This is a genomic window from Pseudomonas sp. NBB (assembly GCF_032701105.1).
GTDB lineage: Bacteria > Pseudomonadota > Gammaproteobacteria > Pseudomonadales > Pseudomonadaceae > Aquipseudomonas > Aquipseudomonas asiatica.
Genome location: NZ_CP103994.1, coordinates 3,095,729 through 3,121,397, shown reverse-complemented (window position 1 = coordinate 3,121,397; position 25,669 = coordinate 3,095,729). Strand labels below are relative to the sequence as shown.

At 63.2% G+C, this 25,669-nt stretch carries 21 protein-coding genes; 16 read left to right on the top strand and 5 right to left on the bottom strand.

Annotated features, from left to right (window positions below; translation table 11 throughout):
* Nucleotides 1-3: 3 nt before the first annotated feature.
* Entirely contained in the window at nucleotides 4-1,422 is a 1,419-nt protein-coding gene (locus NY023_RS14700) for a Y-family DNA polymerase (protein ID WP_013972725.1), read from the top strand.
* The gene (locus NY023_RS14695) at nucleotides 1,419-4,499 is read left to right on the top strand and encodes an error-prone DNA polymerase (protein ID WP_013972724.1); all 3,081 of its coding nucleotides are present in this window, start codon (nucleotides 1,419-1,421) and stop codon (nucleotides 4,497-4,499) included. The genes NY023_RS14700 and NY023_RS14695 overlap by 4 nt, the downstream gene beginning before the upstream one ends.
* Nucleotides 4,500-4,662: 163 nt before the next feature.
* Here the strand turns inward: NY023_RS14695 and NY023_RS14690 are convergent, their stop codons facing one another.
* Nucleotides 4,663-5,484: an aldo/keto reductase gene (locus NY023_RS14690; protein ID WP_013972723.1), complete on the bottom strand. Its 822-nt coding sequence runs from the start codon at nucleotides 5,482-5,484 to the stop codon at nucleotides 4,663-4,665.
* Nucleotides 5,472-6,377, bottom strand: a complete 906-nt coding sequence (locus NY023_RS14685; protein ID WP_013972722.1) for a LysR family transcriptional regulator — start codon at nucleotides 6,375-6,377, stop codon at nucleotides 5,472-5,474. Before NY023_RS14685 ends, NY023_RS14690 begins: the two co-directional genes overlap by 13 nt.
* A 140-nt stretch (nucleotides 6,378-6,517) precedes the next feature.
* Between NY023_RS14685 and NY023_RS14680 the strand changes: the two genes are divergently transcribed.
* The 9 genes from NY023_RS14680 (at nucleotide 6,518) to NY023_RS14640 (ending at nucleotide 14,892) form a co-directional block, all read left to right on the top strand.
* Nucleotides 6,518-7,216 (top strand): CoA transferase subunit A, encoded by a 699-nt coding sequence (locus NY023_RS14680; protein WP_013972721.1) that lies wholly within the window; start codon nucleotides 6,518-6,520, stop codon nucleotides 7,214-7,216.
* A gap of 35 nt (nucleotides 7,217-7,251) precedes the next feature.
* Entirely contained in the window at nucleotides 7,252-7,908 is a 657-nt protein-coding gene (locus tag NY023_RS14675; protein ID WP_003260585.1) for a CoA transferase subunit B, read from the top strand.
* 154 nt (nucleotides 7,909-8,062) lie between these two features.
* Nucleotides 8,063-9,481, top strand: a complete 1,419-nt coding sequence (locus tag NY023_RS14670; protein WP_013972720.1) for a short-chain fatty acid transporter — start codon at nucleotides 8,063-8,065, stop codon at nucleotides 9,479-9,481.
* Between the two features lie 87 nt (nucleotides 9,482-9,568).
* Nucleotides 9,569-10,111 carry a helix-turn-helix domain-containing protein gene (locus NY023_RS14665; protein ID WP_015270419.1) on the top strand — a complete coding sequence of 181 codons (543 nt, stop codon included), beginning with the start codon at nucleotides 9,569-9,571 and terminating at the stop codon, nucleotides 10,109-10,111.
* A gap of 249 nt (nucleotides 10,112-10,360) precedes the next feature.
* The gene (eppA, locus tag NY023_RS14660) at nucleotides 10,361-10,537 is read left to right on the top strand and encodes an EPS-associated small membrane protein EppA (protein WP_013972718.1); all 177 of its coding nucleotides are present in this window, start codon (nucleotides 10,361-10,363) and stop codon (nucleotides 10,535-10,537) included.
* A gap of 258 nt (nucleotides 10,538-10,795) precedes the next feature.
* Nucleotides 10,796-11,353: a polysaccharide biosynthesis/export family protein gene (locus NY023_RS14655; protein WP_015270418.1), complete on the top strand. Its 558-nt coding sequence runs from the start codon at nucleotides 10,796-10,798 to the stop codon at nucleotides 11,351-11,353.
* Between the two features lie 24 nt (nucleotides 11,354-11,377).
* On the top strand, nucleotides 11,378-12,493 hold the full coding sequence (locus NY023_RS14650; RefSeq protein WP_024087164.1) for a hypothetical protein: 1,116 nt from the start codon (nucleotides 11,378-11,380) through the stop codon (nucleotides 12,491-12,493).
* Between the two features lie 19 nt (nucleotides 12,494-12,512).
* Nucleotides 12,513-14,075, top strand: coding sequence for a GumC family protein (locus NY023_RS14645; RefSeq protein ID WP_023661896.1), 1,563 nt, complete (start codon nucleotides 12,513-12,515; stop codon nucleotides 14,073-14,075).
* Nucleotides 14,076-14,085: 10 nt separating this feature from the next.
* The gene (locus tag NY023_RS14640; RefSeq protein ID WP_013972714.1) at nucleotides 14,086-14,892 is read left to right on the top strand and encodes a CpsD/CapB family tyrosine-protein kinase; all 807 of its coding nucleotides are present in this window, start codon (nucleotides 14,086-14,088) and stop codon (nucleotides 14,890-14,892) included.
* A gap of 189 nt (nucleotides 14,893-15,081) precedes the next feature.
* Here NY023_RS14640 and galE read toward each other — a convergent pair whose 3' ends face one another.
* The 3 genes from galE to NY023_RS14625 all read right to left on the bottom strand — a co-directional run bounded on the left by galE (nucleotide 15,082) and on the right by NY023_RS14625 (nucleotide 20,286).
* Nucleotides 15,082-16,059: a UDP-glucose 4-epimerase GalE gene (gene galE / locus NY023_RS14635; protein ID WP_013972713.1), complete on the bottom strand. Its 978-nt coding sequence runs from the start codon at nucleotides 16,057-16,059 to the stop codon at nucleotides 15,082-15,084.
* A gap of 79 nt (nucleotides 16,060-16,138) precedes the next feature.
* Complete coding sequence (locus tag NY023_RS14630; protein WP_013972712.1) at nucleotides 16,139-18,754, bottom strand: cellulase family glycosylhydrolase; 2,616 nt, start codon at nucleotides 18,752-18,754, stop codon at nucleotides 16,139-16,141.
* A gap of 5 nt (nucleotides 18,755-18,759) precedes the next feature.
* Nucleotides 18,760-20,286 carry an O-antigen ligase family protein gene (locus NY023_RS14625; protein ID WP_013972711.1) on the bottom strand — a complete coding sequence of 509 codons (1,527 nt, stop codon included), beginning with the start codon at nucleotides 20,284-20,286 and terminating at the stop codon, nucleotides 18,760-18,762.
* Nucleotides 20,287-20,382: 96 nt separating this feature from the next.
* Here NY023_RS14625 and NY023_RS14620 point away from each other — a divergent pair, with 96 nt between their 5' ends.
* The 5 genes from NY023_RS14620 to NY023_RS14600 all read left to right on the top strand — a co-directional run bounded on the left by NY023_RS14620 (nucleotide 20,383) and on the right by NY023_RS14600 (nucleotide 25,667).
* On the top strand, nucleotides 20,383-21,759 hold the full coding sequence (locus tag NY023_RS14620; RefSeq protein ID WP_013972710.1) for an oligosaccharide flippase family protein: 1,377 nt from the start codon (nucleotides 20,383-20,385) through the stop codon (nucleotides 21,757-21,759).
* 236 nt (nucleotides 21,760-21,995) lie between these two features.
* A complete protein-coding gene (locus tag NY023_RS14615) occupies nucleotides 21,996-23,462 on the top strand; it encodes an FAD-dependent oxidoreductase (protein ID WP_013972708.1) in 1,467 nt (488 codons plus the stop codon).
* Nucleotides 23,463-23,567: 105 nt separating this feature from the next.
* Nucleotides 23,568-24,185: an acyltransferase gene (locus NY023_RS14610; protein ID WP_024087161.1), complete on the top strand. Its 618-nt coding sequence runs from the start codon at nucleotides 23,568-23,570 to the stop codon at nucleotides 24,183-24,185.
* Entirely contained in the window at nucleotides 24,178-25,134 is a 957-nt protein-coding gene (locus NY023_RS14605; RefSeq protein WP_039613634.1) for a glycosyltransferase family 2 protein, read from the top strand. Before NY023_RS14610 ends, NY023_RS14605 begins: the two co-directional genes overlap by 8 nt.
* 8 nt (nucleotides 25,135-25,142) lie before the next feature.
* Nucleotides 25,143-25,667 (top strand): serine O-acetyltransferase, encoded by a 525-nt coding sequence (locus NY023_RS14600; protein WP_013972705.1) that lies wholly within the window; start codon nucleotides 25,143-25,145, stop codon nucleotides 25,665-25,667.
* The last annotated feature ends 2 nt before the right edge of the window (nucleotides 25,668-25,669 follow it).

The window sequence follows — 25,669 nt, the reverse complement described above, 5'->3', positions numbered from 1 at the left end:
AACATGCTCTGGGCCTGCATCCTGCTTCCGCAGCTGGCGCTGGACACGGTCCTGCGTGAGCGTGACGACCCCGATACCCCCCTGGTGCTGCTTGGCGGGCCGACCCAGCGACGTGTGCTGCAGGCGGTCAACCCGGCGGCGGCGGCGCTCGGCCTGCGGGCCGGGCAAACCCTGACGGCGGCGCGTGCGCTGGCCGATGGCTTCAGCTGCGTCGAAGCCGACCCCAGGCGCATCGACCAGGTGCAGCAGTTGCTGGCAGCCTGGGCCTACCGCTTCAGTGCCCAGGTCAGCCTGCACTACCCACGGGCGCTGTTGCTGGAGGTGGGTTCCAGCCTGCAGCTGTTCGGCCCCTGGCCGCTGTTCGAGGCCCGCCTGCGCCAGGAGCTGGCGGAGCTGGGCTTGCGCCAACGCATCGTCCTGGCCAGCAACCCGGTGGCGGCGCGCATGCTCGCCAATGCTCACGATGGCCTGGCCGTGATGGATGCCGATGCCACCCGTGCGGCGCTGCTGGGCATGCCCATCGAGCGTATCGGCCTGCCTGCGCAGGCTGCCGAGGCCTTTGCCCGCATGGGCCTGCGCCAGTTGAGCCAGGTGTTGGCCTTGCCCCGCGACAGCCTGGCCAGGCGCTTTCCGGCCCAGGTGCAGCTGCACCTTGACCAGTTGCTCGGCCTGCGCAACCTGGGGCTGGGCTTTTACCAGCCCCCGGACCGTTTCGAGACCCGGCTGGAGCTGAACTTCGACGTCGAATCACACCAGGCCCTGCTGTTTCCGCTGCGGCGCATGCTCAACGACCTTGCCGCGTTCCTCGCCGGGCGTGACTGTGGCGTGCAGCGTTTCTGCCTGCACCTGGAGCATGCCGAAGGGCCGGATACCTTGCTGAAGGTAGGCCTGCTGGCCGCCGAACGCGATGCTGCGATGCTGTTCGAACTGGCGCGCGGGCGCCTGGAGCCGCTACGCATTCCCGCACCTGTGCGCAACCTGCGGCTGGTTGCCGAGGACCTGCCACCCTTCGTGCCGCAACACCAGGCATTGTTCGACCCGCGTGCGCAGCAGGCGCAACCTTGGGAACAATTGCGCGAACGGCTACGCGCCCGCCTGGGGGATGAGGCGGTCAAGGGCCTGAGCGCGGCAGCCGATCATCGCCCCGAATGCGCCTGGCAAGCGGTAGAGCAAGGTGCCCAGGGCAGCATGCCGGTCGTCCCTGGCAGCCGCCCTGGCTGGCTGCTGTCGGCCCCCATGGCGCTGGACGAAGGCGGCTATCGCCTGCAAGGCCATGCCGAGCGCATCGAGTCGGGCTGGTGGGATGGCGGCGATGTGCGCCGCGACTATTACCGTATCGAAACCCGTGACGGCCTGCGCGGCTGGGCCTACCGCGACCTGGGCAAGGCCGGCCCGTTTTGGCTGCAGGGCTGGTTCGCATGAACACCCCGGGTTATGCCGAGCTGCACTGCCTGTCCAACTTCAGCTTCCAGCGCGGCGCGTCGAGCGCCGACGAGCTGTTCCGGCGCGCGCGTGAACAGGGCTACCAGGCGCTGGCGATCACCGACGAATGCACCCTGGCCGGTATCGTCCGTGCCTGGCAGGCGGCCAAGGAACACCAGCTGCGGCTGATCGTGGGCAGTGAAGTGCAGTTGCAGGACGGCCCCAGGCTGGTGCTGCTGGTGCAGGACCTGGCCGGCTACCAGAACCTGTGCGCGCTGATCACCCGGGCCCGGCGGCGGGCGCAGAAGGGCGAGTACCAACTGTTTCGCGATGACCTGCAGCAGCACCATCAGGGCCTGCTGGCATTGTGGGTAGCCGATGACAGCGGCGATGCCACCCCCGGGCAGTGGCTGCACGGCGTGTTCGGTGAGCGTCTGTGGCTGGCGGTGCACCTGCACCGCGGCAGTGACGATACCTTGCGTCTTGAACGCTTGCGCGGCCTGGCGGCCAGGGTCGGCATCCGCGCCGTGGCCTGTGGCGACGTGCACATGCACGTGCGCGGTCGCCGCGCCCTGCAAGATTGCATGACCGCCATTCGCCAGCATTGCCTGGTGGCCGAGGCCGGGCGCTTCCTGTTTGCCAATGGCGAGCGGCACCTGCGCAGCCAGGCACAACTGGGCGAGCTCTATCCCGCCGACCTGCTGGCCGAGACCCTGGCCATCGCTGCGCGCTGCCAGTTCGAGCTGAGCGAATTGAAATACCAGTACCCCTGCGAACTGGTGCCCCAGGGGCATACCCCGGCGAGCTGGTTGCGCGAATTGTGCCAGCAGGGTTTGCCGTTGCGCTGGCCAGCCGGGCCGAGCAGCAAGGTGCGGGATGTGCTGGCCAAGGAGCTGGCGCTGATCGAGGAGCTGGGCTACGAAAGCTACTTCCTGACTGTGCACGACATTGTCGCCTTCGCCCGCAGCCAGCGCATTCTGTGCCAGGGGCGGGGCTCGGCAGCCAACTCGGTGGTGTGCTTCGTGCTGGGCATCACCGAGCTCGACCCCATGCAACACCACCTGTTGTTCGAGCGCTTCCTGTCGCGCGAGCGCAACGAGCCGCCGGACATCGACGTGGACTTCGAGCACGACCGGCGCGAGGAGGTGATCCAGTATGTGTTCCGTCGCTATGGCCGGCACCGGGCGGCGCTCACTGCGGTGGTCAACACCTACCATGCCGCCGGTGCGGTGCGGGATGTGGCGCGGGTGCTGGGGCTGCCCGCCGACCAGGTGGACGCCCTGGCCAAGTGCTGTGGCCGCTGGAGCGATCGCATACCCGACGACCAGCGCCTGGCCGAGGCCGGCTTCGAGGCGGGCAGCCCTTCGCTGCGCCGGGTACTGGTGCTGGCCGGCGAACTGATCGGCTTCCCTCGGCACCTGTCACAGCACCCGGGCGGCTTCGTCATCTCGCAGCAACCCTTGGACGAGCTGGTGCCGGTGGAGAATGCCGCGATGCCGGAGCGCACGGTGATCCAGTGGGACAAGGACGACCTGGACATGGTAGGCCTGCTCAAGGTCGACGTGCTGGCGCTGGGCATGCTCAGCGCCTTGCGCCGTTGCTTCGACCTGCTGCAACGCCACCGTGGCCGGCACCTGACCCTGGCGACCATCCCCGCCGAAGACCCGGCTACCTACGCGATGATCAGCCGTGCCGAGACCATGGGCGTGTTCCAGATCGAATCGCGCGCGCAAATGGCCATGTTGCCGCGGCTTCGGCCGGAAAAGTTCTACGACCTGGTCATCGAGGTGGCCATCGTCCGCCCCGGGCCGATCCAGGGCGACATGGTCCACCCTTACCTGCGCCGGCGCCTGAAGCAGGAACCGGTGACCTATCCCTCGCCGCAACTGAAGGCAGTGTTCGAGCGCACCCTGGGTGTGCCGCTGTTCCAGGAGCAGGTAATGGAGCTGGCGATGGTCGCGGCCGACTACACCCCGGGCGAGGCCGACCAGTTGCGCCGCAGCATGGCCGCCTGGAAGCGTCACGGCGGCCTGGAGCCGCACCGCGAGCGGCTGGTGCAGGGCATGTTGCGCAATGGTTATGACCTGGCGTTTGCCGAGCGCATCTTCGAGCAGATCAAGGGCTTTGGCAGTTATGGCTTTCCGGAATCGCACGCGGCCAGTTTTGCCTTGTTGTGCTACGCCAGCAGCTGGCTCAAGTGCCATGAACCGGCGATTTTCACCTGCGCGCTGGTCAACAGCTGGCCCATGGGTTTCTACAGCCCCGACCAGTTGCTGCAAGAGGCCCGGCGCCAGGGTATCGAGGTCAGGCCGGTCGATGTGTGCCACAGTGACTGGGACTGCACGCTCGAGCCTGAGCCTGGAGAGGTGCTGGCCATTCGCATGGGCTTGCGCCTGGTACGCGGCTTTGCCGAGGCCGACGCCAGGCGCCTGGAGCAGGCGAGGGCGCAGCGGCCATGGCGCGATGTCGAAGACCTGTGCCTGCGTGCCGGGCTCGATTCGCGAGCCCGGGCCCAGTTGGCCGGTGCCGGCGCGCTGCGCGCCTTGGCCAGGGACCGGCACCAGGCGCGCTGGCAGGTGGCGGCGGTGCAGCCGCAGCTGCCTTTGTTCGCCGATATCGAAGCCTTGCCGGAACGTACCGTCGAACTGCCCGTCCCCAGTGTGGCAGAGGACCTGATGGCCGATTACCAGACCCTGGGTACCACGCTTGGGCCGCATCCCCTGACCTTGTTGCGCTCACGCCTGCGGGCCCTGGGCTGTCGCAGTTCGCGCGAGCTGCAAGATGTCGGGCATGGTGACAACATTGCCGTGGCCGGGCTGGTGGTGGGCCGCCAGCGGCCACAGACCGCCAGCGGCGTGACCTTCGTCACCCTGGAGGACGAGCACGGCATGGTCAATGTGGTGGTGTGGCGGGATCTTGCCGAACGGCAGCGGCGGGCACTGGTGGGGGCGCAGTTGCTCAAGGTAAGCGGGCGGCTGGAGCAGGAGAATGGCGTGCGCCACCTGATAGCACGGCGGTTGGAGGATGTGAGCCCGCTGTTGCAAGGGCTGGATGTACGCAGCCGGGACTTCCATTGATCCTCGGCACCTCACGCAAAACCCTGATTTTTGCGCGGTCCCTGTGGGAGCGGCTTTAGCCGCGAACACCGGCGCAGCCGGTGCCACGCACCGCGTTGAATTCTTCGCGGCTAAAGCCGCTCCCACAGGGTACGAGGATTGCTTGCGAATTCAGTTCTCTTCGCTACACCATCGCCAACCGCTGCTTGCGCGTCGGTGCCGGGAACGCCCGGTCGATCGCCCGCAGGTCTTCGCCGGTCAGGGTCAGCGCACCCGCAGCGGCATTCAACCGCACATGCTCGGGCGTCACGGCCTTGGGGATGGCTATCACCCCGTCATTGCGTGTCACCCACGCCAGGCTGACCTGGGCCACCGTGGCCCCATGGCGCTCGGCGATTTCCGCCAGCACCGGGTGCTGCAGCAGGCGCCCGGCCTGGGCCAGCGGGCAGTAGGCCATGGTCGGCAGCGCACGCTTTTCGCACCACGGCAACAGGTCGAACTCGATGCCACGCTGGGCCGGGTTGTACAGCACCTGGTTGGTGGCGCAATCGGGGTTGTGCAGTTCGCGCAGGTCGTCGACATCGAAATTGGAAACACCCCAGCGCTTGATCTTGCCTTGCTCGCGCAAGCGCTCGAACGCTTCGACGGTTTCTTCCAGTGGGTGCTGGCCGCGCCAGTGCAGCAGGTACAGGTCGATGCAGTCGGTGCCCAGGCGGGTGAGGCTGCGCTCGCAGGCGGCGGCCATGGCGCGCAGGCTGGCATTGTGCGGATACACCTTGCTGACCAGGAACACCTGGTCGCGGCGCCCGGCAATGGCCTGGCCAACCACTTCTTCCGCGCCACCTTCGGCATACATCTCGGCGGTATCGATCAGGCTCAGCCCAAGTTCGATACCCTGTTGCAGGGCCGCCACCTCGGCCGCCTTGCGAGCCGGATCTTCACCCATGTACCAGGTGCCCTGGCCGATGGCCGGAACGCTCGAACCTGCCAGTTTCACGTAACGCATGTCACCTCCGGGATGCGGGTATTGGAAAGCAGTACCTCAAGCAGCGCTTGCGCTGCCGTGGAAAGCTTGTGTTCGCTAAGAGCAATCACACCGATGCGGCGCTCGACCGTGGGCTCGACCAAGGGCACGCAGCGGGCGCCAAGCTCCTGCATCTGATTGATGCAAAGTGCCGGCACGGCACTGACCCCCAGCCCACTGGCGACCATGCGCCCGACGGTAGACAACTGATGGCTCTCGAAAGCCACCGCGAGTTTGCCGTGGCGGGCGGCCACGTTCTGCTCCATCAGCAGGCGCACCGCCGAAGGGCGTTGCAGGGCCACGAAGTCTTCGGCAAGCAACTGTGCCCAGCTGACCTGAGGCAGCTGCGCCAAGGGCGAATCGGCGGGCACCACGGCGACGAAACGGTCCATGTACAACGGATGGAAATCCAGGCCATCGTTGTTGTCGGGTTCGAAGCCGATGCCCAGTTCGACGCGGCGATGGCGCACCAGTTCCTGCACCTGTTCGTTGATCACATCGTGCACCGTGACGTTGACCTTCGGGTAACGCTGGCGAAATACCTTCAGCGAGTGGGGCAGCAGGTTGCCGGCAAAGGCCGGCATGGCCGCCACCGAAACCCGGCCCAGTTGCAGGGTGAAACGCTGGCGCAGCATTTCTTCGGTGTCGTCCCAGTCGGCCAGCAGGCGCCGTGCCAGCGGCAGCAGCACCTCGCCCTCGGCAGTCAGGCTGACGCTGCGCGTGGTGCGGCTGAGCAGGGCGCCGCCAAGGTTTTCTTCCAGGGCCTTGATGGTCAGGCTCAGTGCCGGTTGCGAGACATGCAGGTGTTCACCGGCCTGAGCGAAGCTCTGGTACTTGGCCACAGCGACAAAGGCGCGCAGTTGCTTGACGTTCATGACAGGCCTGTTGGTTGTTTTGCAAAAGTTATGAATCGATGATGAAAACAAAATTAACAAATCAGTCGCTTGCGGTGAAGATGTCCCCACACGCTCACCGACAGCCTCGTCGGTTCAACAACTACAAAAGGCGGATCAGCATGGCCGGACTGGACAAGCGCGTTGCAACCTATGAACAGGCACTCGAAGGCCTGACCGACAACATGACGGTACTGGCTGGTGGTTTCGGCCTGTGCGGTATCCCTGAAAACCTTATCAGCGAAATCAAGCGCCGTGGCGTCAAGGGCCTGACCGTGGTCTCCAACAACTGCGGTGTCGATGGCTTTGGCCTGGGCGTGCTGCTGGAAGACCGGCAGATCCGCAAGATGGTCGCTTCCTACGTGGGCGAGAACGCCGAGTTCGAACGCCAGCTGCTGAGCGGCGAGCTGGAAGTGGAACTGACCCCGCAAGGCACCCTCGCCGAGAAAATGCGCGCCGGTGGCGCCGGCATCCCGGCCTTCTACACCGCCACCGGCTACGGCACCCCGGTTGCAGACGGCAAGGAAGTGCGCGAGTTCAACGGCCGCAAGTACATCCTCGAAGAATCCATCACCGGCGACTTCACCATCGTCAAGGGCTGGAAGGCCGACCACTACGGCAACGTGGTGTACCGCAACACCGCGCAAAACTTCAACCCGCTGGCGGCCACCGCCGGCAAGATCACCGTGGTCGAAGTGGAAGAGATCGTCGAACCTGGCGTGCTGCTGCCCAGCGAGATCCACACACCGGGCATCTACGTGGACCGCGTCATCGTCGGCACCTTCGAAAAGCGTATCGAAAAGCGCACCGTCAAGGCCTGAGCGCCATCCACCAGAACAACAAAGAGATCCTGACCATGGCACTGACCCGCGAACAGATGGCGCAACGCGTCGCCCGTGAACTGAAGGACGGCTATTACGTAAACCTGGGCATCGGCATTCCGACCCTGGTGGCCAACTACGTACCCGCCGACATGGATGTGATGCTGCAATCGGAAAACGGCCTGCTCGGCATGGGCGAATTCCCCACCGAAGGCACCATCGATGCCGACATGATCAACGCCGGCAAGCAGACCGTCACCGCCCGCCGCGGTGCCTCGATCTTCGATTCGGCGCAGTCGTTCGCCATGATCCGTGGCGGCCACGTCGACCTGACCGTGCTTGGCGCCTTCGAAGTGGATGTGCAAGGCAACATCGCTTCGTGGATGATCCCGGGCAAGCTGGTGAAGGGCATGGGCGGCGCCATGGACCTGGTGGCCGGTGCCGAGAACATCATCGTCACCATGACCCACGCGTCCAAGGACGGCGAGTCCAAGCTGCTGCCGCAGTGCAGCCTGCCATTGACCGGTGCTGGCTGCATCCGCAAGGTGCTGACCGACCTGGCCTACCTGGAAATCGAAGACGGCGCCTTCATCCTGCGCGAGACCGCGCCTGGGGTGAGCATCGAGGAAATCATCGAGAAAACCGCCGGCAAGCTGATAGTGCCGGATGATGTGAAGGAAATGACCTTCTAACGCATCATGTGATCCTACCCTGTGGGAGCGGGCGTGCCCGCGAATGCTGCGGTGAATTTACCGACGCATTCGCGGGCACGTCCGCTCCCACAGGGTTTTTGCGTTGTCTGGCAATACTGCTTTACCTCATAAAACCAATAAAAGGAATTGAACTGTGGCCGCTGAAATCCAAGACAGCCGTTCCGCGCGCTTTGCCTTGCGCTGCTCCAACTGGGCCGAACGCTGGTTCCCCGATTCCTGGGTGTTTGCCGCCCTGGCAGTACTGCTGGTTTGCATCGGCGCCCTGGCCATGGGCGCCAAGCCGACCGACACCGCCAAGGCCTTTGGCGATGGCTTCTGGAGCCTGATCCCCTTCACCATGCAGATGGCCTTCGTAGTCATCGGCGGCTATGTGGTGGCCAGCTCGCCGCCCGCCGCGCGCCTGATCGACCGCCTGGCGCGCATCCCCGGCAATGGCCGTTCGGCCGTGTGCTGGGTGGCGCTGATCTCGATGTTGGCATCGCTGCTCAACTGGGGCCTGTCGCTGGTGTTCGGCGGCCTGCTGGTGCGCGCCCTGGCCCGACGCACCGAACTGAAGATGGACTACCGCGCCGCCGGCGCCGCCGCCTACCTGGGACTGGGCGCCGTGTGGGCGCTGGGCCTGTCTTCGTCGGCGGCGCAACTGCAGGCCAACCCGGCCAGCCTGCCACCGTCGATCCTGTCGATTACCGGGGTGATCCCGTTCACCGAAACCATCTTCCTCTGGCAGTCCGGCGTGATGCTGGCGGCATTGGTAGTGGTCTCGCTGGTGATCGCCTACGCCACGGCGCCGGGCCCGAACAGCGCGCGCAGCGCCCAGGACTGTGGGGTCGACCCCAGCTTCACCGCGCCACCGGCACCCCAGCGCACCCGCCCGGGCGAGTGGCTGGAACACAGCCCCATCCTGATCCTGTTGCTGGTGGCCCTGGCCGCCGGCTGGCTGTACCAGGAGTTCGCCACCAAACCGGCGATTACCGCCATTTCCGGGCTGAACACCTACAACCTGTTGTTCATCATGCTCGGTGCCTTGCTGCACTGGCGCCCGCGCAGCTTCCTCGATGCGGTGGCGCGTGCGGTTCCGACCACCACCGGGGTGCTGATCCAGTTCCCGCTGTATGGTTCGATCGCTGCCATTCTCACCCAGGTGAAGGGCGTCGACGAGCAGACTTTGGCCCACCACATTTCACTGTTCTTCACCCAGATCGCCACGCATGACACCTATGCCGTGCTGATGGGCGTCTACTCGGCGGTGCTGGGCTTCTTCATCCCATCGGGTGGTGGCAAGTGGATCATCGAGGCCCCGTACGTGATGCTGGTGGCCAATGACCTGCAGTACCACCTGGGCTGGGCAGTGCAGATCTACAACGCCGCCGAAGCCTTGCCGAACCTGATCAACCCGTTCTACATGCTGCCGCTGCTGGGGGTACTGGGGCTCAAGGCACGCGACCTGATCGGCTTCTCGTTCGTGCAGTTGCTGGTGCATGTGCCGCTGGTGCTGGTGTTGCTGTGGGCATTGGGTACGACGTTGCAGTACCTGCCGCCGGTGATGCCGTAAAGTCGGGGGCTGCACAGCAGCCCCAGCATTTCCCTGGCAGTCCACGTATGATGGCCGGGCTGCCTTCGCCTGGGAAATCCGCGTCACATGTCTATCCGATTGAAACTGCTGCGAAAGAAACTGGGGATGACCCTGGAGCTGCTGGCCGACAAGACCGGCATGACCAAGAGCTACCTGTCCAAGGTCGAACGTGGCCTGAACACCCCCTCGATCGCCGCCGCGCTGAAGCTGGCGCGGGCACTGAATGTCAATGTCGAAGAACTGTTCGCCGAAGAGCAGACCGGCCAGAACCGCTACAGCCTGGTACGCCATGGCGAGCGCCAGGCATTGGTGGGTGACGGGGCAGGGCCGGGGTACTCGGCCCTCACCAGCCAGGTCGGGCAGCGCAGCCTGTTGCCGTTCCTGATCCAGCCGCCGACCGAGTTCAGCGACCCTACGTTCAAGGAGCACCTGGGCGAAGAATTCCTGTTCGTCCACGCCGGCCAGGTGGAAGTGGACTTCATGAGCGAGCGGGTACTGCTGGAGCAAGGCGATGCCTTGCATTTCAATGCCCAGACACCACACCGGCTAAGGTCGGTGGGGCCGCTGCCGGCGCAGTTGCTGGTCGTGGTGCATCACACAGACGAATAACATGCCGGGGCGCCAAAGCGCCCCACGGCCTTGCCTTTCTCAGCGATGAAACTATGGCGCCACCAATGCAGCGCCCTATGCTCGATTTGCGCGTCGATATTTTGACTATATTGTCCGGCGCCCATTGAATTTTATTATAGTGTCGAATCGTTGACGCAATGTCATTGTGTTCATAAGCTCATCTCAACGGTGAAACAACTCCCGAACACCACGCCAACAAACAGTTGATTTTCCTCTTCAGGAGGGCGTATGCGCACGGCTCTGATTATCAAATCGATGTCTTTGCTGGCGCTGTTAAGTGGCGCAGCGCGTGCCGCGGATATGTATATCAATCAGAACAGTATCGTCCCTGTTTCAACGGCAGGGTGGTTCTTTGCATTTGCTGTCGTTGGCTTTGTAGCTGTCGCCAACAGGAGAAAGATCTGAATCCGCCAGCCTGGGTTCTACCCTTGACGCCAGCGGCCCGGGGCCTCGCTTGTCAATTCCCCAGCCGTTGCTATATTGCCAGTAGCCCGTGCAGGTCCACGGTTGCAGGCAGCAAAGCCCAGGCTGCACAGCGTCAAGGCAAGGCCTCGTAAAGATCGAGGTCATCGCGGTTGGCGTATACCGCGAAGCGGAGCGAGAGTTGGTGTGCTGTTCTCATTCAGTGCTCTTTGTCGGGCCTTTTCGGCCGGAGGGACCCTCATGGTGCGTTCAATGTTTGCCGCGTTCTGCATGCTGATGGTGTGGTCTGGTGCCGGTAAGGCCGACCCGAGCAGTGCTACCTACCTGCTCAGCCCTGGCGATGTGGTGATGGTTTCGGTGTGGCAGGAAGATAGCCTGCGCCAGGAAGCCACCGTACTTCCCGATGGAAGTATCACGTTCCCCCTGGCAGGTCGCATCGATGTTGCCGGGCTGGATGTGACGACCGTTGAAAAACAAGTGGCTGCCAAACTCGAGAAATTCCTCCCCGACCCGAACGTCAGCGTTGTCGTCAAGAGCATCGCCGGCAACCTGGTCTATGTACAAGGCAAAGTGATAAAGCCCGGGCCGGTACAGATGGCGGGCCCTACCGCAGTGTTGCAGGCCCTGAGCATGTCCGGCGGCCTGGACAAGTTTGCAGATGAAAGCGAAATCAAAGTGGTGCGCGGCACTGGCGCTTCCCAAAAAATCCTGCCCGTGCGATATAGAGACCTGGTGTCTGGCCGGGATATGTCCACCAACATCCAACTTCAGGCTGGCGATACGCTGGTCGTCCCTTGATCTTGCCTTTAATAAGAACACTTAATGCCTCTTCTCAGAACAACTAGTATTGCAACGGCAATCTTGGTGTTGCCGTTTACGAACACGGTCTTGGCAGCAAATTGGCAGTCTACGGTAGTGGTACCGACATCCGTCGAACATGACAGCAACCCCTTGCTGCTGTCGTCGGGTGAAAAGGGCATAACGCGCACGATCATCGCGCCGGATTACACCCTGATCGGTACCTTCGACCGTGACGAACTGAGGTTGGGGCTGGGCATGAATGTATTGCGCTCGTCCGACACGGCGGTGGTCGACAACCGTGAGGACCCTGACGTGAGCCTGGGCTGGCAGCGTCAGACCGAGCGCGGGCGGTTTGGCCTGCTGGCGCGTTACAACGAAAGTTCGACGCTGTCGGGAACGGTGCTGGATACCGGTGTGGTCACCACCGATGGCACGCAAAAGCTGTATACGCTGACCGGCAACTGGAGCCAGGCGGTTACCGAGCGTAGCACCTTGAGCAACGAAACCACGTACAACCGTGCCCGTTATGACATCAGTACGCTGACGGGGTACGAAGAACTGGGCAACGTGTTCACCTGGACCTACGCCTGGAGCGAGCGAGCCGATCTGTACAGCCGCTTTGGTGCCCGGCGCTATGAGCCCGAGGAGGACCAGACGGCGACGGCGTCCAACAGCTACAGCCCCGCGGTCGGGGTCAAGTACCAGTTTTCCGAAAGCCTCAGCGCCGATGCGCATGTGGGTGTCACCGAGGTTTCCGGTGACGAAGGTGGCCGACGCGGGGAGGGTGGGGTTGCGCTGCTGTACACCGGTGCGCGCGCCGTCGCCAGCTTCACCGCCGAACGCAGCACGGTAGCCAGCGCCGAAGGCGGCTTCGCCGAGCTGGACCAGGTGCGCGGTGTGTGGAGTTACGCCGTCAGCGAATTGACCCGGGTGGGCGCGGACGCTGCCTGGCAAGACAGCAAAGGGCAGACCCCCAACACCCTGCAGACTTACAGCGTGTGGGCCAGCCGCGAGTTTTCGCCGTACTGGGACCTGCGCCTGTCGCTGATGTACAAGGAACGGCAGCAGGATAACGAAGCCGATGCGAACGCTACGATCGTGGGTTTGACGTTGACGTACAGGTACCCCGACATCTGAACTTCAGGCAGGTGGCCCCATGAAGTCTGACTACGAGCTCTCCCTCAGAGATTACATTGCCATAATCAAGGACAGGGCCCTGTTATTGGGGGTGAGCATCGTAGTCATCCTGGCCGCGACCGTCGCAGTCGCGGTGATGGTGCCGCCGATCTACCAATCGACCGGCACCATCCTGGTGGAGTCGCAGCAGATTTCCCCTGAGCTGGTGTCGACCAACAACACCAGCTTTGCCGATGAACGCATCGAAGTGATTCGCCAGCGGGTGATGACCCGCGAGAACCTGCTGCGCATCATCGACAAGTACAACCTGTTTCCCGACAAGCGCTTCAGCGATAGCGACAAGATCGACCACATGCGCAGCGCCATCGTCGTCGAAACCCTTACCACATACGTGCGCGGGCGGGGTGAAGCGACCGTGGCGTTCAATGTGTCCTTCGAGCACAAGCAGCCCGAGGTGGCCAAGGACGTCGCCGACGAGTTGGTGACGCTGTTCCTCAACGAGAACCTCAAGCAGCGTACCGAGCGGGCCAACGAAACCACCGAGTTCCTCACTCAGGAGGCTAACAAGCTGGGTGCCGAGCTGGCCAACCTGGAAAACCAGCTGGCGGATTTCAAGCAGGCCCACGCCAACGCCTTGCCCGAGCACCAGACCTTGCGCATGAACATGCTGTCACGATCGGAGCTGGAGTTCCGCGAGGTCGACCGTGATTACAAGGCCGCCCAGGAAGAACTGCGTTACCTTGAGCTGGAACTGTCCGCGGCCAATGCCGGGCTGGCAACCAAGGCCGGCGAAGGCCCCAGGGTGGCCGGTGCCGAGCAGCCCCAGGACCTGCCCAGCCTGAAGGCCGAATATGCCCGGCTGCTGAGCCGCTACAAGGAAGCCCACCCCGATGTGGTGGCGGTCAAGCGCAGGATCCAGGCGCTCGAAGCCAGTGGCAATCGCACGGCGGCGGCCTCCACGGTCGGCCTCGATGTCGCCCGCGTGCGCGCCAAGATGAGCGCGGCACAGGAGCGCATTGCTTCGCTGGCCGAGCAGAAGCGCGAGTTGACCCGCAAGATGGAAGGCTACGAGGCTGAGATCCTCGAGGCGCCGCAGGTCGAGCGTGGCCTGGTGACCTTGATGCGTGACCACGACAACGCGCGCAAGAAGTACGAGGAAATCCGCGCCAAGGAAATGGGCGCGAAGATTACCGAAAGCCTGGAGCAGGAGAACAAGGCCGAGCGCTTTGTACTGCTTGAGCCACCACTGATGCCCGAGAAACCGATCAAGCCCAACCGCAAGAAGATCGCTGCGCTGGGCCTGGTGCTGGCACCGGCAGGTGGCGGTGCGCTGGTGATGCTGCTGGAGATGTTCAACCAGCGCATTCGCGGCGTCGGTGCACTGGAGAACCTGCTGGGCAGGCGGGTGCTGGTGGCGCTGCCATACATCGATACCAAGGCCGATGTGGCCAGGCGCAAGCGTTGGCGCAACTGGCTGATCGTGGCGGCACTGGCGCTGGCGGCTATCATGGTAGTGCTGGTGCACGTGTTCTACATGCCACTGGATGTGCTGTTGTTCAAAGTCATGTCTCGGTTTGCATAGGGAAGCAGTGATGGACAGGACCAAGCAGGCTGTCGGCAATAATCTTCACCAGGTTACCCCGGGTACCCCGCAGGCCTTGTCACCCGCCCCTGGTACGGCACTGGCGGAAGTGCCTGGCCAGTTCGATTACGTGAACACCAAGGTGGTGCCGCTGCGCGCGGAGCACCTGGAGCGTCACCGTATCGTCGCCTACAACAAGAACTCCAACATGAACGGGCCGATCGACCTGCTGCGCACGCAGGTGCTCAGGACCATGGACGAGAATGGCTGGCGAACCCTGGCCATCACCTCGCCAACCCCTGAAGCGGGCAAGACGGTGCTGGCGATCAACCTGGCCATGAGCATCGCCCACCACACCACCAAGACCGCTTTACTGGTGGACTTCGACCTGCGTCGACCCAAGGTCGGCAGCAGCCTGGGCCTGCCCATGGACCAGGCGTTGAACGAGTTTCTGACGGACAAGGCCGAGTTGCAGGACTGCCTGGTCAACCCGACCTTGCCTCGGTTCGTGGTGCTGCCCACGCGGGTGCCGGTGCCGTTGTCCACCGAAATGCTGTCGTCGCCCAAAGTGAGCAACCTGATCAGCGAACTACGCAACCGCTACGAGTCGCGCATCTGCATTTTCGATTTGCCGCCATTGCTCAGTTCTGACGATGCGATCACCGTGATACCCAAGTTCGACTGTGTGCTGCTGGTGGTGGCCAACGGTATGAACAACAGGAAGGAGATCGAGGATTGCCTGCATCACCTGGCAAGGGTGAACCTGGTGGGAACGGTATTGAACAAAGCTGACGAGCAGCCTCGAACCTATTATTGAGTCTCGTATTCTGGGGCTGCTTCGCAGCCCATCGCGACACAAGGCCGCTCCCACAGGTACAGCACATTCCTTCAGCTGGTGGGGTCTTTGTGGGAGCGGGTTTACCCGCGAAGCAGGCGACGCGGTGGATGGCACCGGCTGCGCCGGTGTTCGCGGACGCGCCCGCTGCCACAGGTATGGCGCACTCTTTCAGCGGGTGGGGTAGCGAGCCCAGGGGTACTGCAACTCCCACTGCCACGCATGCCGCACAATCGACTCCAGCGTGGCAAACTCCGGCCGCCAGCCCAGCATGTGCATAGCCTTGCCAGCATCCGCCACCAACCGGGGCGGGTCGCCGGGGCGGCGGGGGGCGTCGAGGGTGCGGATCTGCCGGCCAGTCACCGCCCGGGCCGTATCGATCACCTGCTGCACGGAAAAGCCCAGCCCGTTGCCCAGGTTGAACGCGGTTCGCTCGCCACCCGCCAGCAGGTAATCCACCGCCAGTGCATGAGCCGCCGCCAGGTCGGCCACATGCACATAGTCGCGTATGCAGGTGCCATCCGGCGTGTCGTAGTCGCGGCCAAAAACCGTTACTGCATCACGGCGGCCCGAAGCGGCCTGCAGGATCAGCGGGATCAGGTGGGTTTCCGGGTCATGACGCTCTCCCAGCTGGCCCTCCGGGTCTGCGCCCGCTGCGTTGAAGTAACGCAGGCATACCGACTTCAAGCCATAGGCCCGGTCGAAGTCCTCGAGAATCTGCTCGACCATCCATTTGCTCAACCCATACGGGTTGATCGGCCCCTTGGCATGCGCTTCGTCGATCGGCACGTACTGCGGGTTGCCGTAGACGGCTGCGCTGGAAGAAAACACCAGGTGCCTGATACCGGCATTCACCATGGCCTGCAGGAGGGAAAGGGTGGCCGCGACATTGTTCTGGTAGTACTTGCCGGGCACGCTGACCGACTCGCCCACCTGGATGAACGAGGCAAAGTGGAACACGGCATCGAAGCGGCAAACACCGAACAGCACATCCAGGGCGGGCTCGTCGGCGATGTCCAGTTTCGCCCACTGGACGCCGGGGCCGGGCGAGACGAGGTCCGCCACCACCACCTCATGGCCCGTACCGAGCAGGTGCTTGACCATGTGCGAGCCAATGTAGCCTGCGCCACCGACAACCAGAAACTTCATCCATGCCTCCTGGACTCTGCTGTTGTACAGCTGCGCTTTTCAGCTACAGGACTGTTGTGAGGGTAGATGGCCATATGCCCTATTTCAAGAACAGCCAGTTGGACATGTACTTGCCGTCGAACGTGATGCTATAGCGTCCATCCTGGTAAGCCATCGGCAAGGGTTTCAACTGGGCCTGTGCATCCCGGGCGAACAGCTTCAGGCCAGCAGGCGCCTTGATGTTCAAGGTGCCGGCAAACGGCTCTACGTTGAACGGTGTCTTGTCATCGGCCTTGGGCACGGCCCGGGTACCCAGCGACAGCAGCAGTTCACGCGACTGGCCCAGGGGGTTGCCGTCCAGGCTTTGCACCACGACGCTGGCGTACGGCGTTCGTGCTTGCACCTGGATGTCGCCCAGGCTGATCAAGCGACCTCCCAGCCATCCGGTGGCGGCCTGGGTCAGCGGTGTATCGATGGTATAGATGCCCTGTTGCCAGTTGCGCTTGAGTTCGCCCGTATCGCTGACCGCTTCCGTGGCGTCGGCCGGCAGCAAGGACTGCTCCGGGTCCTGCAGTACCTGCGCACCGACAGGGATGGCGGCGGGTTTCAGCCAGGGCAACTCCGGCGTCTGTGGCAGGGCGATCTGCAGTTGGCCCTTTTCCATGGCCGTGCGCAGCAGTGGCGAGTTGCGCGGGGTGATCTCCTGGTTGTACAGGGTGGCGGGCGTCGGCGCGAAAACGTATCGGGTAGTGGCCGGCTTCACATCCGCACGGCGATAGAGCAGGGCGGCAGCGGGCAGGGTGGCGATCATCGCCGGGTCGTTGTACGCGTGCCAGTTATCCGCCGTGCGCCAGCCAGGGTTGAAGGCCTGCTGGCTGTAAGCGTACTGCATCATGGCGTCCCAGCCCTGGTGGGCGGCGGTGCCGGCCACGTACAGCGGCAGCGAGTGGCGGTCGGGCAGCGGGAAGGGTTCGGCGTTCCACTCGGTGACGGTCAGCGGCTTGCCGACTACCTGGGCGGCAGCGAGCCAGTCGATCACGCCGTCGCTGGTCAACGGGTTCTTCTCCAATTGGCCATTGGCACCGTAGCCATGGGCATCGATGACATCGCCTGTGGTCAGTGCCGGCAGCGCGCTCAGGCCATTGCCGCCCCAGGTACTGGTGGTGGCGATCGGCACTTTCACGCCGAGGCCGCGCAGGTGAGTGATCATGTCGGTGTTGAAGCGCTGTTCCAGGTCGTTGAGAAAAAGCTTCGAAGGGCCATGCTCCCAGGCGCGCCAGGTGAGGTCGGTGGGCAGGTCATATTGTTTGGCGAAGGCTTTGGCCGCTTCCATGTAGCGCTCGCTATGGCGCGGCACATCCTTGTTCGGCATCAGGGCGTTACCGTAATGCTGGGTGAGGTCGTTCTCATTGGTGAGCAGTACGGCAGCGATGGCGGGGTCGTCCTTGTAAGCCAGGCCGGTGTATTCATTCACATGAGTCAGGTACTGCTCGGCAAAGCGTTTCATCGCCTGTTGGATGCTTCGGTTCACATAGGCGTAACCCTTCAGGTCGACATGGCTCTCACCCTTGGCCAGTTCCTTGAAGTCATCGATATTGTCATTGGCAGTAAGCGCCCGCTGCACGTGCAGGTCCAGCCAGATATAGATGCCCTCGTCCTTGAGCGCCTTGATCCATAAGTCGAGCTTGCGCAGCGATTCGGCACTGAGCTGCTGGGTATCGCGCACCAGGGTGCCGTCGCCGAACACGTTCGGGCTGACCCAGGGCGAGTCGTGGTGATGCAAACGCACCAGGTTGAACCCCAGTGCCGACAGGCGCTTGGCCTGTTGGCGGATTTCTTCGTCGGGGCTCTTGAACAGCGAATAGGCGGACAGGTTGGTGCCCCAGAAGCGCACTGGGGTGTTGTTTTCGAACACCAGCTGCTCGCCGACAGCCTTGACGAAGCCATGCTTACCGGCAGGCTTTTCCGGGGCGTTGAGGAATGACAGGTCCACGGGCGAGGTGCGCCAGTCCAGTTGGTCGTCGGGCCAACCGGCGGGGTCGGCCAGGCCGAAGCGTTCGCTGGGCGTGGGACCCAGGTCGATGTCGCCGGTGATGTTCAGCACCGCCTTGATCTGCTGCCGACCAGCGTTGATCGGGTCGCTGTAAATGAACGCACGCAGTTCGGACGGGTTGCCGCGCTCGAAATACACCTTGGCCAGCGGCGGGTCGAAGCGCATTTCGATGCGTCGGCCCTGGTCAGCCTTGCCCCATGACCAGCCGCGGTTGCCGGGCAGCAGCTGCGGTGCACCCATGCCCCCGGCGATTTGCGCAGGGTCGAACTCGAACACCATGCCACCGCCCATTACTCCGGCCTGGCGGCTGTGGGCCTCGAGGTCGAAGGCCCAGCCCAGGGTTTGCGCCTGCTCCTTGCGGATATCCGCCGCCAGATCGAAGTCCAGTTCCTTGTTCTTGCCCTGCAGCGTGTAGTGGTCGGGGCCAACCACCTTGAACGTGGTGGAAAAACCGGTCCAGCTCCAGTTGGCCGCCCAGAAGTCGAACTTGGCTTTCATCACTGGCCCACCACCGCGGGTCACCAAGGGCAGGCCGTTCTGTTCATCGACACTGACTTGCCACGCTGAGGCCCAGCCGGTGAGCGGCAGTGAGGCCAGGCCGGCGATGGCCGAAACCCGCAGCAGGGTTTGAAAACCCCAGCGGCGCAGGGGGAGCAGGTTCATAGGCGTCACCTGGGTTGAAGGGCGGGGTCGGCCAGCGCGATGGCCTGGCTGTTGTGCAGCTTGCGAACCATCTGGACATAGGCCACGCCCAGTCCGGCGACAGTCCAGTACACCACCGGGATGAAGGTGATGCTGCTGACGGTGAAGATGATCACCAGGATGCCGATCAGTGTCGCCAGCAATGCCCGGCCGAGCTGGCGTCGCTCGTCGTCCTTGTCGGGGAAACTGCGCATGGCCTTGCGGATACCGTGCAGTACGGCCGCGAAGAACGCCACGAACAGGCCCAGCCCGACCAGCCCGACCCGCAGTGCCAGGTTTATATAGGTGTTGACGATGTCGATGATGCCGTCACCCTGGATCATCGATTGCATTTCCGGGGTGTTGCGGAAGTCGAACGAGCCGAACAGTGGGTTGCGCTGGATGACGATCCACGAGTTGTCCATCAGCCGTTCGCGGTAAGTGATGTTCTCTTTCTCGAGGTTGCCAATGAACGGCAGCATGTCCAGTACCTTGTCGCCACCGGGCACGATGGTCAGCAAGGGCAGGGCCAGCATGCCGGCCGCAGCGAGCAGCGCCAGGCGCCTGACCGCACCTTTGCCCAGGGCGATGAACACCACCACGATGACCACGGCACCGATCCACGGGCCGCGGGACAGTGGCGCGAACAGCCCTGCGGCCAGCAGCAGGGCGCCCATGGCCCGCTGCAGGGGGCGGCGCACGTAACCCTGGACGAACAGGAACAGGCCGATGGCCACGCTCATCACATAGCCCAGGGCAATCGCCTGCCCGGTGGTGACGCTGGCGCGCAGCGAACCGCCACGGCTCAGGTAGCCGGACATGCTCCACGGCACGCCCATGGCGTCGACCAGGGCACTGTACAGCAGCCAGTGGCGCACGTACTCGGCCACGCCGATCAGGGCCAGAACGAATGAGGCAAGCACGAAGGCCAGCAGGGTGTCCTTGAAGTCGCTGATCTGGCGCAGGCCACGGCTGGCCACGTAATACGGCAGTAACACGTCGACAAACAGGTACAGCGTCTGGCGCAGGGTGTCGGTCAGGGTGGTCTCGCGCAGGTACAGCACGCTCATCAGCAGCAGGCCGGCCGCCAACAACCTGTCGGGCCAGGTGCGGCCGAAGCGCAGGGTGTCGCCTTGCCGGCGCAGGGCCAGCGCCGCCGGCAACAGCACGCACAGGGCCAGCAGGCGGATATGGTTGAGGTCGACCAGGTAATTGACCACGCCAAACCCGGGCACCTGCACCGAAGCCGGCGGGATCAGGAACAGCAGCATGTAGAACAGCGCCATGGGGTTGTGTTCGCGGCGCCCGGCGATGTACAGGATGACGGCGCCAGCACCCAGGTACAGCCAGAAGCTATGCGAGAAGAAGGCCAGCAGGGTAAGCAGGAACCACAGGTTGCGTCGGCGCTTGAAGTCGCTCAGCGGAATCAGGTCGGTGGCAGGCCGCCGCGCCAGCAGAAAGACCACGCTCGCCAGAAAAAGGATGACGATCAACGCACGAAAATGTTCAGGCATTGGCTATGTGCACCTTTGCATCGGTGGGCAACGGCTAGCGTCGTGGCTGATTGAAACTATAGTGACCTTTTAGCCTGTCAGTCAGAGATTGTACTCATGCCGTCGATTGATGTGTCTGCCACCGCGAGCCTGCGCAAGCGGGCCCTGAGGGCCGGGTCATGGAACCTGGTTGCACAAGTGGCGTCACAGGTGATGCGCCTTGGCGGCAACCTGATCATGGCCCGCTTGCTGCTGCCGGAAATGTTCGGGGTGATGGTCATCGCCACCACCGTTTCGGTACTCCTGCATCTACTGTCCGATGTCGGCCTGCGGCAGAACATCATCCAGAGCCATCGCGGTGACGACCCGGATTTTCTCAATACTGCATGGACCGTGCAGATCATCCGCGGCTTCGTGCTGTTCGCCCTGACCTTGCTGCTGGCCTTGGGGGCCTGGTTCGCCCAGCTCGCCGAGCTGTGGCCGGCGGACTCCACCTATGCCGCACCGGTGTTGCCGATGGTGCTGGCGGCAACCGGGCTGTCGGCGATGATCTGGGGCTTCCAGTCCACCAAGATAGATGTCGCGGTACGGACTTTCCAACAGAAGCGCGTGGTGCTGGTGGACCTGGCCTCGCAGGCGGTCGGCCTGGTGGTGATGCTGGTGCTGGGCTACCTGACCCATTCGGTGTGGGCACTGGTGATCGCCGGCCTGGTGTCTGCCGTGGCCTGGACCCTGCTCGGTCACACCGCCCTGGAGGGGCATGACAACCGCCTGCAGTGGGACCACAGCGCGCTGACCGAACTGATCGTGTTCGGCCGCTGGATCTTGCTGTCGTCGATGGTCGGCGTGCTGGCCATGTACGGTGATCGCATGTGGTTTGGCGCCAGCATGACGGCGGCACAACTGGGTGTATATTCGATTGCCGTGTTGATCCTGGGGGCCGTGCAGACCGCGCTGATGAAGGTTTTCGGCGCGGTGGCGCTGCCCGCCTTCAGCGAAGCGGCACGGGCCGATGACAAGGAGCGCCTCAAGGCGCTGTATTACCGCTTCCGCCTGCTGGTCGACCTGCTGGTGCTGTTCATCTGTGGCGGCTTCCTGACCGCCAGCCCTTTGCTGATCGGTTGGCTGTACGACGATCGCTACCGTGAAGCTGGCCCGATGATGGCCATTCTTTCGCTATCGTTCCTCACATTGCGCTATACCTTGGCTCATCAGGTATGGATTGCCCTGGGCCTGACCAGGTACCAGGCCATGGATAACATCATCCGCCTGGTCTCGTTGTGGGGGGGGCTGCCACTGTTGCTGGCGATCGGTGGAGTTGACTGGGCGATCTGGGGGGTTGCCCTGCATACCGTGCCAACCCTTGTGTTGATCGTGTACGTGAATCGCAAGCTGGATATGTTCAGCCTGAGGCGTGAGCTAGTGGTGCTGCCGATGCTACTGGTCGGGGCACTTTGCGGGGCGCTGCTGACAGCCTTTTTCAACTGGCTGTAATTCTGCTTGTCGGGTGAAACTTTCAAAGGTGCAGGTCATTGGATCATGGGGAAGTTTACGTTTTGTACTGCGCAATTGGGTCGTAGGGGGTTTCTCCAGAGTTGTGTCTTGCTGGGTGTAGGTGGTGTGGTGTTCGCTGCTACGCCAGCCATCACCAGCCAACCTGCTGGCAGGCCTGGGTTCGTGGTGATCAACGGCTGGGTACTGCCGTCCCGTTACTTCCGGAACGAGCACGCATGATCAGGGACTATCAGCAGCAGAAGGCGCTGCGCGACAGTTACGATGTCTGCATCATCGGCGCCGGCCCGGCCGGTATCACCCTGGGCTTGCGCCTGGCCGCCGCCGGCTGGAGCGTCCTGCTTGCCGAAGGTGGCGGGCGCGAATACTCGGCGAACTCGCAAGCCTTGTACGCCTGTGCATCCACTGGCCTGGAGCTGTATGCCGGGGAAGCTCGCCTGCGTTATCTGGGCGGCACATCCAACCATTGGGCCGGCCGTTGCCGGCCGTTCAGCCCCTCGGACTTCGCCGTTCCCCCCATTGGCGGCTTGCCTGGCTGGCCCATTCCTTATTCGGAGATCGCAGGCTACCTGCCTGCTGCCATGGATATCGTCGACCTGCCGCCAGGGGCGGACTTTCGCGCGTTGAATGATGGCCTCGACGGCGGTGACTTCGAACCGGACCGCTTTCTGCTCAGCCCGCCAACGCGCTTTGCGCAGAAGTACGCCACGGCCCTGGAGCAGACCCAGGGCCTGGACGTATTCATCAACTGCAATTGCGTGAACCTGGAGTTCGACCAGGCCTCCGGTCACCTTGCTGCAGTCGTGCTTTCCGATTACGAGTGCAATCGCCAGCGCCTGGTTGCAAGAAACTTCGTACTCGCTACAGGTGCCATCGAGAATGCCCGGCAACTGCTCAACAGCGAGTCGTTGGCGGCGGCGGGGATAGTGAGCAAGGACGGGCTGGTCGGCGGGTGTTTCATGGAGCATCTGAACATTGACCTGGGCACCTTCATCCTCAACTCGGGGCTGGCCCCTGACCCGCGCGAGTACTACACCACCGATGCCTTCGTTGAGGAGTACAAGGCAGGCAAGGGCAACGTCAGGGCCGCCTTGCTGGCTGATGTGCAAACCTATGGTCGTACTGCCGAGGTGAAGCATTTTCTGGAGAACCTGGTCTGCGACATGGGAGTCGCCAGCAAGATCGCCTTCGTGGCCAAGTTCAACTGCCCCGGTGATGGCGTCATCAGCACCATGATCGAGCAGTTTCCCAACCTGCACAGCCGTATTTCGCTGCTGGAGGAGAAGGACGCACTGGGCGTGGCCAAGGTCAATGTCAACTGGGCCCTGACCGCTGATGACCGGCACACCATCAAGTGCATCGGAAGCGAGCTGGCCAAGCAGTGGGTTGCCATGGACCTGGGCTACATCAAGCTCAATGACTTCGTTTACGACACCTCGATACCGCTGAAGCTGTCGCCACATGCCCATCACATGGGTACCACGCGCATGGCGTCTTCGGCGCAGTTTGGTGTTGTCGATACCAACTGCAAGGTGTTCGGTACCGAAAATCTTTATGTCGCCGGCAGCAGCATCTTTGCCACGGGCGGCGCTTGCAATCCGACCATGCCGCTGCTGCAGTTTGCGGTACGCCTGGCCGACCACCTCGATGCCAGGCTGAGCGCGGCCAGCGACGCCGTGGGGTGATGCATGTTGTAAACGGGTTGAGTGCGCGACGGTCAGCACCCACAAGAACGAGACCGGATGCGCCTCAGGGACAGTCCAGATGGCTTTGATTGCGAGGCTGGCAGAATGAAGGGATGGATACGCAAGGCAGTGGCGCACTATGTCCATGCAACGGGGCGAGGAAGCTCCTTCTACAGGAGGTTCTGCAAGCCGTCAGGGCTTGAGTGGGGGGCATACCTTGCCCGCTGGGGCAACTTCCACTCGGTAGGCAGCAACTTTTATGTCAATACAGGCTGCAAGTTCCTCGACCCTTCGCTGGTTCGCATCGGCAACAGTGTGGGGCTGTCCGACTGCACCCTGATCGGTCATGACGGGGTGGTATTGCTGATCGAACATCGCTTCGGCAAGCACCTGGATTCGGTCGGTTTCATCGACATCAAGGACAACTGCTTCATCGGCCACGGTGCAATCGTCATGCCTCGCGTCACCATCGGGCCTGAGTCGATCGTGGCCGCCGGTGCCGTGGTGACCAAGGATGTGCCGCCGGGCACGGTGTTCGGTGGCAACCCTGCTGAGTTCATATGCACCACCGAGGCGTTGATCAAGCGGGTTGAGGCACGTTGCGAAGCCTACCCATGGATCGACCTGGTCAAGCAGCGCAATGGTGCCTACGACCCGCAACTGGAGCCGCAGCTGATGGCGCAAAGGCGCCAGTATTTCTTCGGGGACGGCAACAATGGCTAGCAAACCTGTGGACGTCATGGTGGTCAACTTCAACACGGCCGGGCTGCTGCAGCCGATGTTCGATGCACTGCGTCGGGCCGACAGCGAACGGCTGGCCAGCTACCTGGTGGTGGACAATGCCTCGGCCGATGACTCGCTGCAGCGCATGGCCGAGGTATGCCCGCAGGCGCTGCTGCTGAGCAACAAGCAGAACGTGGGGTTCGGCCGGGCCAACAACCAGTTGCTGGCGCACCTGAAGGGCAAGTACGCCTTGCTGCTGAACACCGACGCCTTTGTCGCCGCCGATTCACTGCAGAAAACCCTCGACTACATGGAAGCCCACCCGGAGTGCGGTGTGCTGGGGGTACGCCTGGAGGGACGCGACGGCGCCCTGCAGCCCAGTTGCCGCTACTTCCCCACACCGTTCAACGTGTTCGTCGGGCGAACCGGGTTGGGGCGTTTCTTCCCGGGCTTGAAAATGGTCGACGAAATGGATTGGGACCACGCTTCGGTCCGCGAGTGCGACTGGCTGCCTGGCTGCTTCTACCTGGTGCGCCGCGAAGTGCTCGACCAGGTGGGCCTGTTCGACCCGCGCTACTTTCTTTATTACGAGGAGGTCGACCACTGCAAGCGGGTGAAGGCGGCGGGCTGGAAGGTGGTGTTCTACCCGCATACCACGGTGGTGCACATCGGAGGGGAAAGCTCCAGATCGGTGGCCGAACTGGAGGCGGCCAGCCGGCAGATCTCGTCATACCAGATCGAAAGCGAGCTGCTGTACTTCCGCAAGCATCATGGGCTGGCGGGCCTTGCCCTGCACATGCTGCTGGTCACCTTGGGCGACCTGGTACTGGCACTCAAGGCGCTGTTGAAACGACGCGGTCGGGGCGCAATACAGGCCTGCTGGCGTCACTGCCGGGCGACCTGGTCTCTGTTGTTCAAGACCCGGTACGCCAGCCAACCGACAAGGTAGGTGGAGCCATGTTCGAGAATATACGTGCCGACCTGCGTGCCCATGGTGGCGACTGGGGCGCCCAGGGTTTCTGGGTATTGCTGGTGTACCGCTTCGGCCGCTGGCGCTATGGGGTGCGCCCGGCACTGCTGCGAAAACTGTTTTCGCTCATCTACAAGGTCCTGTTCAAGTTCGTGCAGATCATCACGGGTGTGGAGCTGCCGTGCGAGGTGGTGATCGGCCGCAACTTCGTCATCGACCATTTTGGCGGCATCGTAGTCAGCGGCTATGCCCGGTTTGGCGATGACTGCCGCATCCGCAACGGGGTAGTGGTGGGCCTGAAGAACGTCGATGAGCCGATTGCACCAGTGTTCGGCAACAACGTCGATATTGGCACCGGGGCCAAGGTGCTGGGAAGCATCCGTATCGGCAACGACGTGATCATCGGTGCCAACGCCGTGGTGCTGGTGGATGTGCCGGACAATTCGCTGGCGGTGGGGGTGCCGGCCATCATCAAGGCCAGGCAACCGGCCGCCACGGCGCCCGTCGAGTGAGG

Excerpts from the sequence above, each read along its gene's own strand:
- NY023_RS14625 (WP_013972711.1), bottom strand. The coding sequence starts at position 20,286 with ATGCCTGAACATTTTCGTGCGTTGATCGTCATCCTTTTTCTGGCGAGC.
- eppA (WP_013972718.1), top strand. The coding sequence starts at position 10,361 with ATGCGCACGGCTCTGATTATCAAATCGATGTCTTTGCTGGCGCTGTTA.
- NY023_RS14650 (WP_024087164.1), top strand. The coding sequence starts at position 11,378 with ATGCCTCTTCTCAGAACAACTAGTATTGCAACGGCAATCTTGGTGTTG.
- NY023_RS14685 (WP_013972722.1), bottom strand. The coding sequence starts at position 6,377 with ATGAACGTCAAGCAACTGCGCGCCTTTGTCGCTGTGGCCAAGTACCAG.
- NY023_RS14615 (WP_013972708.1), top strand. The coding sequence starts at position 21,996 with ATGATCAGGGACTATCAGCAGCAGAAGGCGCTGCGCGACAGTTACGAT.
- NY023_RS14680 (WP_013972721.1), top strand. The coding sequence starts at position 6,518 with ATGGCCGGACTGGACAAGCGCGTTGCAACCTATGAACAGGCACTCGAA.
- NY023_RS14700 (WP_013972725.1), top strand. The coding sequence starts at position 4 with ATGCTCTGGGCCTGCATCCTGCTTCCGCAGCTGGCGCTGGACACGGTC.
- NY023_RS14610 (WP_024087161.1), top strand. The coding sequence starts at position 23,568 with ATGAAGGGATGGATACGCAAGGCAGTGGCGCACTATGTCCATGCAACG.
- NY023_RS14620 (WP_013972710.1), top strand. The coding sequence starts at position 20,383 with ATGCCGTCGATTGATGTGTCTGCCACCGCGAGCCTGCGCAAGCGGGCC.
- NY023_RS14605 (WP_039613634.1), top strand. The coding sequence starts at position 24,178 with ATGGCTAGCAAACCTGTGGACGTCATGGTGGTCAACTTCAACACGGCC.
- NY023_RS14640 (WP_013972714.1), top strand. The coding sequence starts at position 14,086 with ATGGACAGGACCAAGCAGGCTGTCGGCAATAATCTTCACCAGGTTACC.
- NY023_RS14695 (WP_013972724.1), top strand. The coding sequence starts at position 1,419 with ATGAACACCCCGGGTTATGCCGAGCTGCACTGCCTGTCCAACTTCAGC.
- NY023_RS14665 (WP_015270419.1), top strand. The coding sequence starts at position 9,569 with ATGTCTATCCGATTGAAACTGCTGCGAAAGAAACTGGGGATGACCCTG.
- galE (WP_013972713.1), bottom strand. The coding sequence starts at position 16,059 with ATGAAGTTTCTGGTTGTCGGTGGCGCAGGCTACATTGGCTCGCACATG.
- NY023_RS14690 (WP_013972723.1), bottom strand. The coding sequence starts at position 5,484 with ATGCGTTACGTGAAACTGGCAGGTTCGAGCGTTCCGGCCATCGGCCAG.
- NY023_RS14675 (WP_003260585.1), top strand. The coding sequence starts at position 7,252 with ATGGCACTGACCCGCGAACAGATGGCGCAACGCGTCGCCCGTGAACTG.
- NY023_RS14655 (WP_015270418.1), top strand. The coding sequence starts at position 10,796 with ATGGTGCGTTCAATGTTTGCCGCGTTCTGCATGCTGATGGTGTGGTCT.
- NY023_RS14645 (WP_023661896.1), top strand. The coding sequence starts at position 12,513 with ATGAAGTCTGACTACGAGCTCTCCCTCAGAGATTACATTGCCATAATC.
- NY023_RS14600 (WP_013972705.1), top strand. The coding sequence starts at position 25,143 with ATGTTCGAGAATATACGTGCCGACCTGCGTGCCCATGGTGGCGACTGG.
- NY023_RS14630 (WP_013972712.1), bottom strand. The coding sequence starts at position 18,754 with ATGAACCTGCTCCCCCTGCGCCGCTGGGGTTTTCAAACCCTGCTGCGG.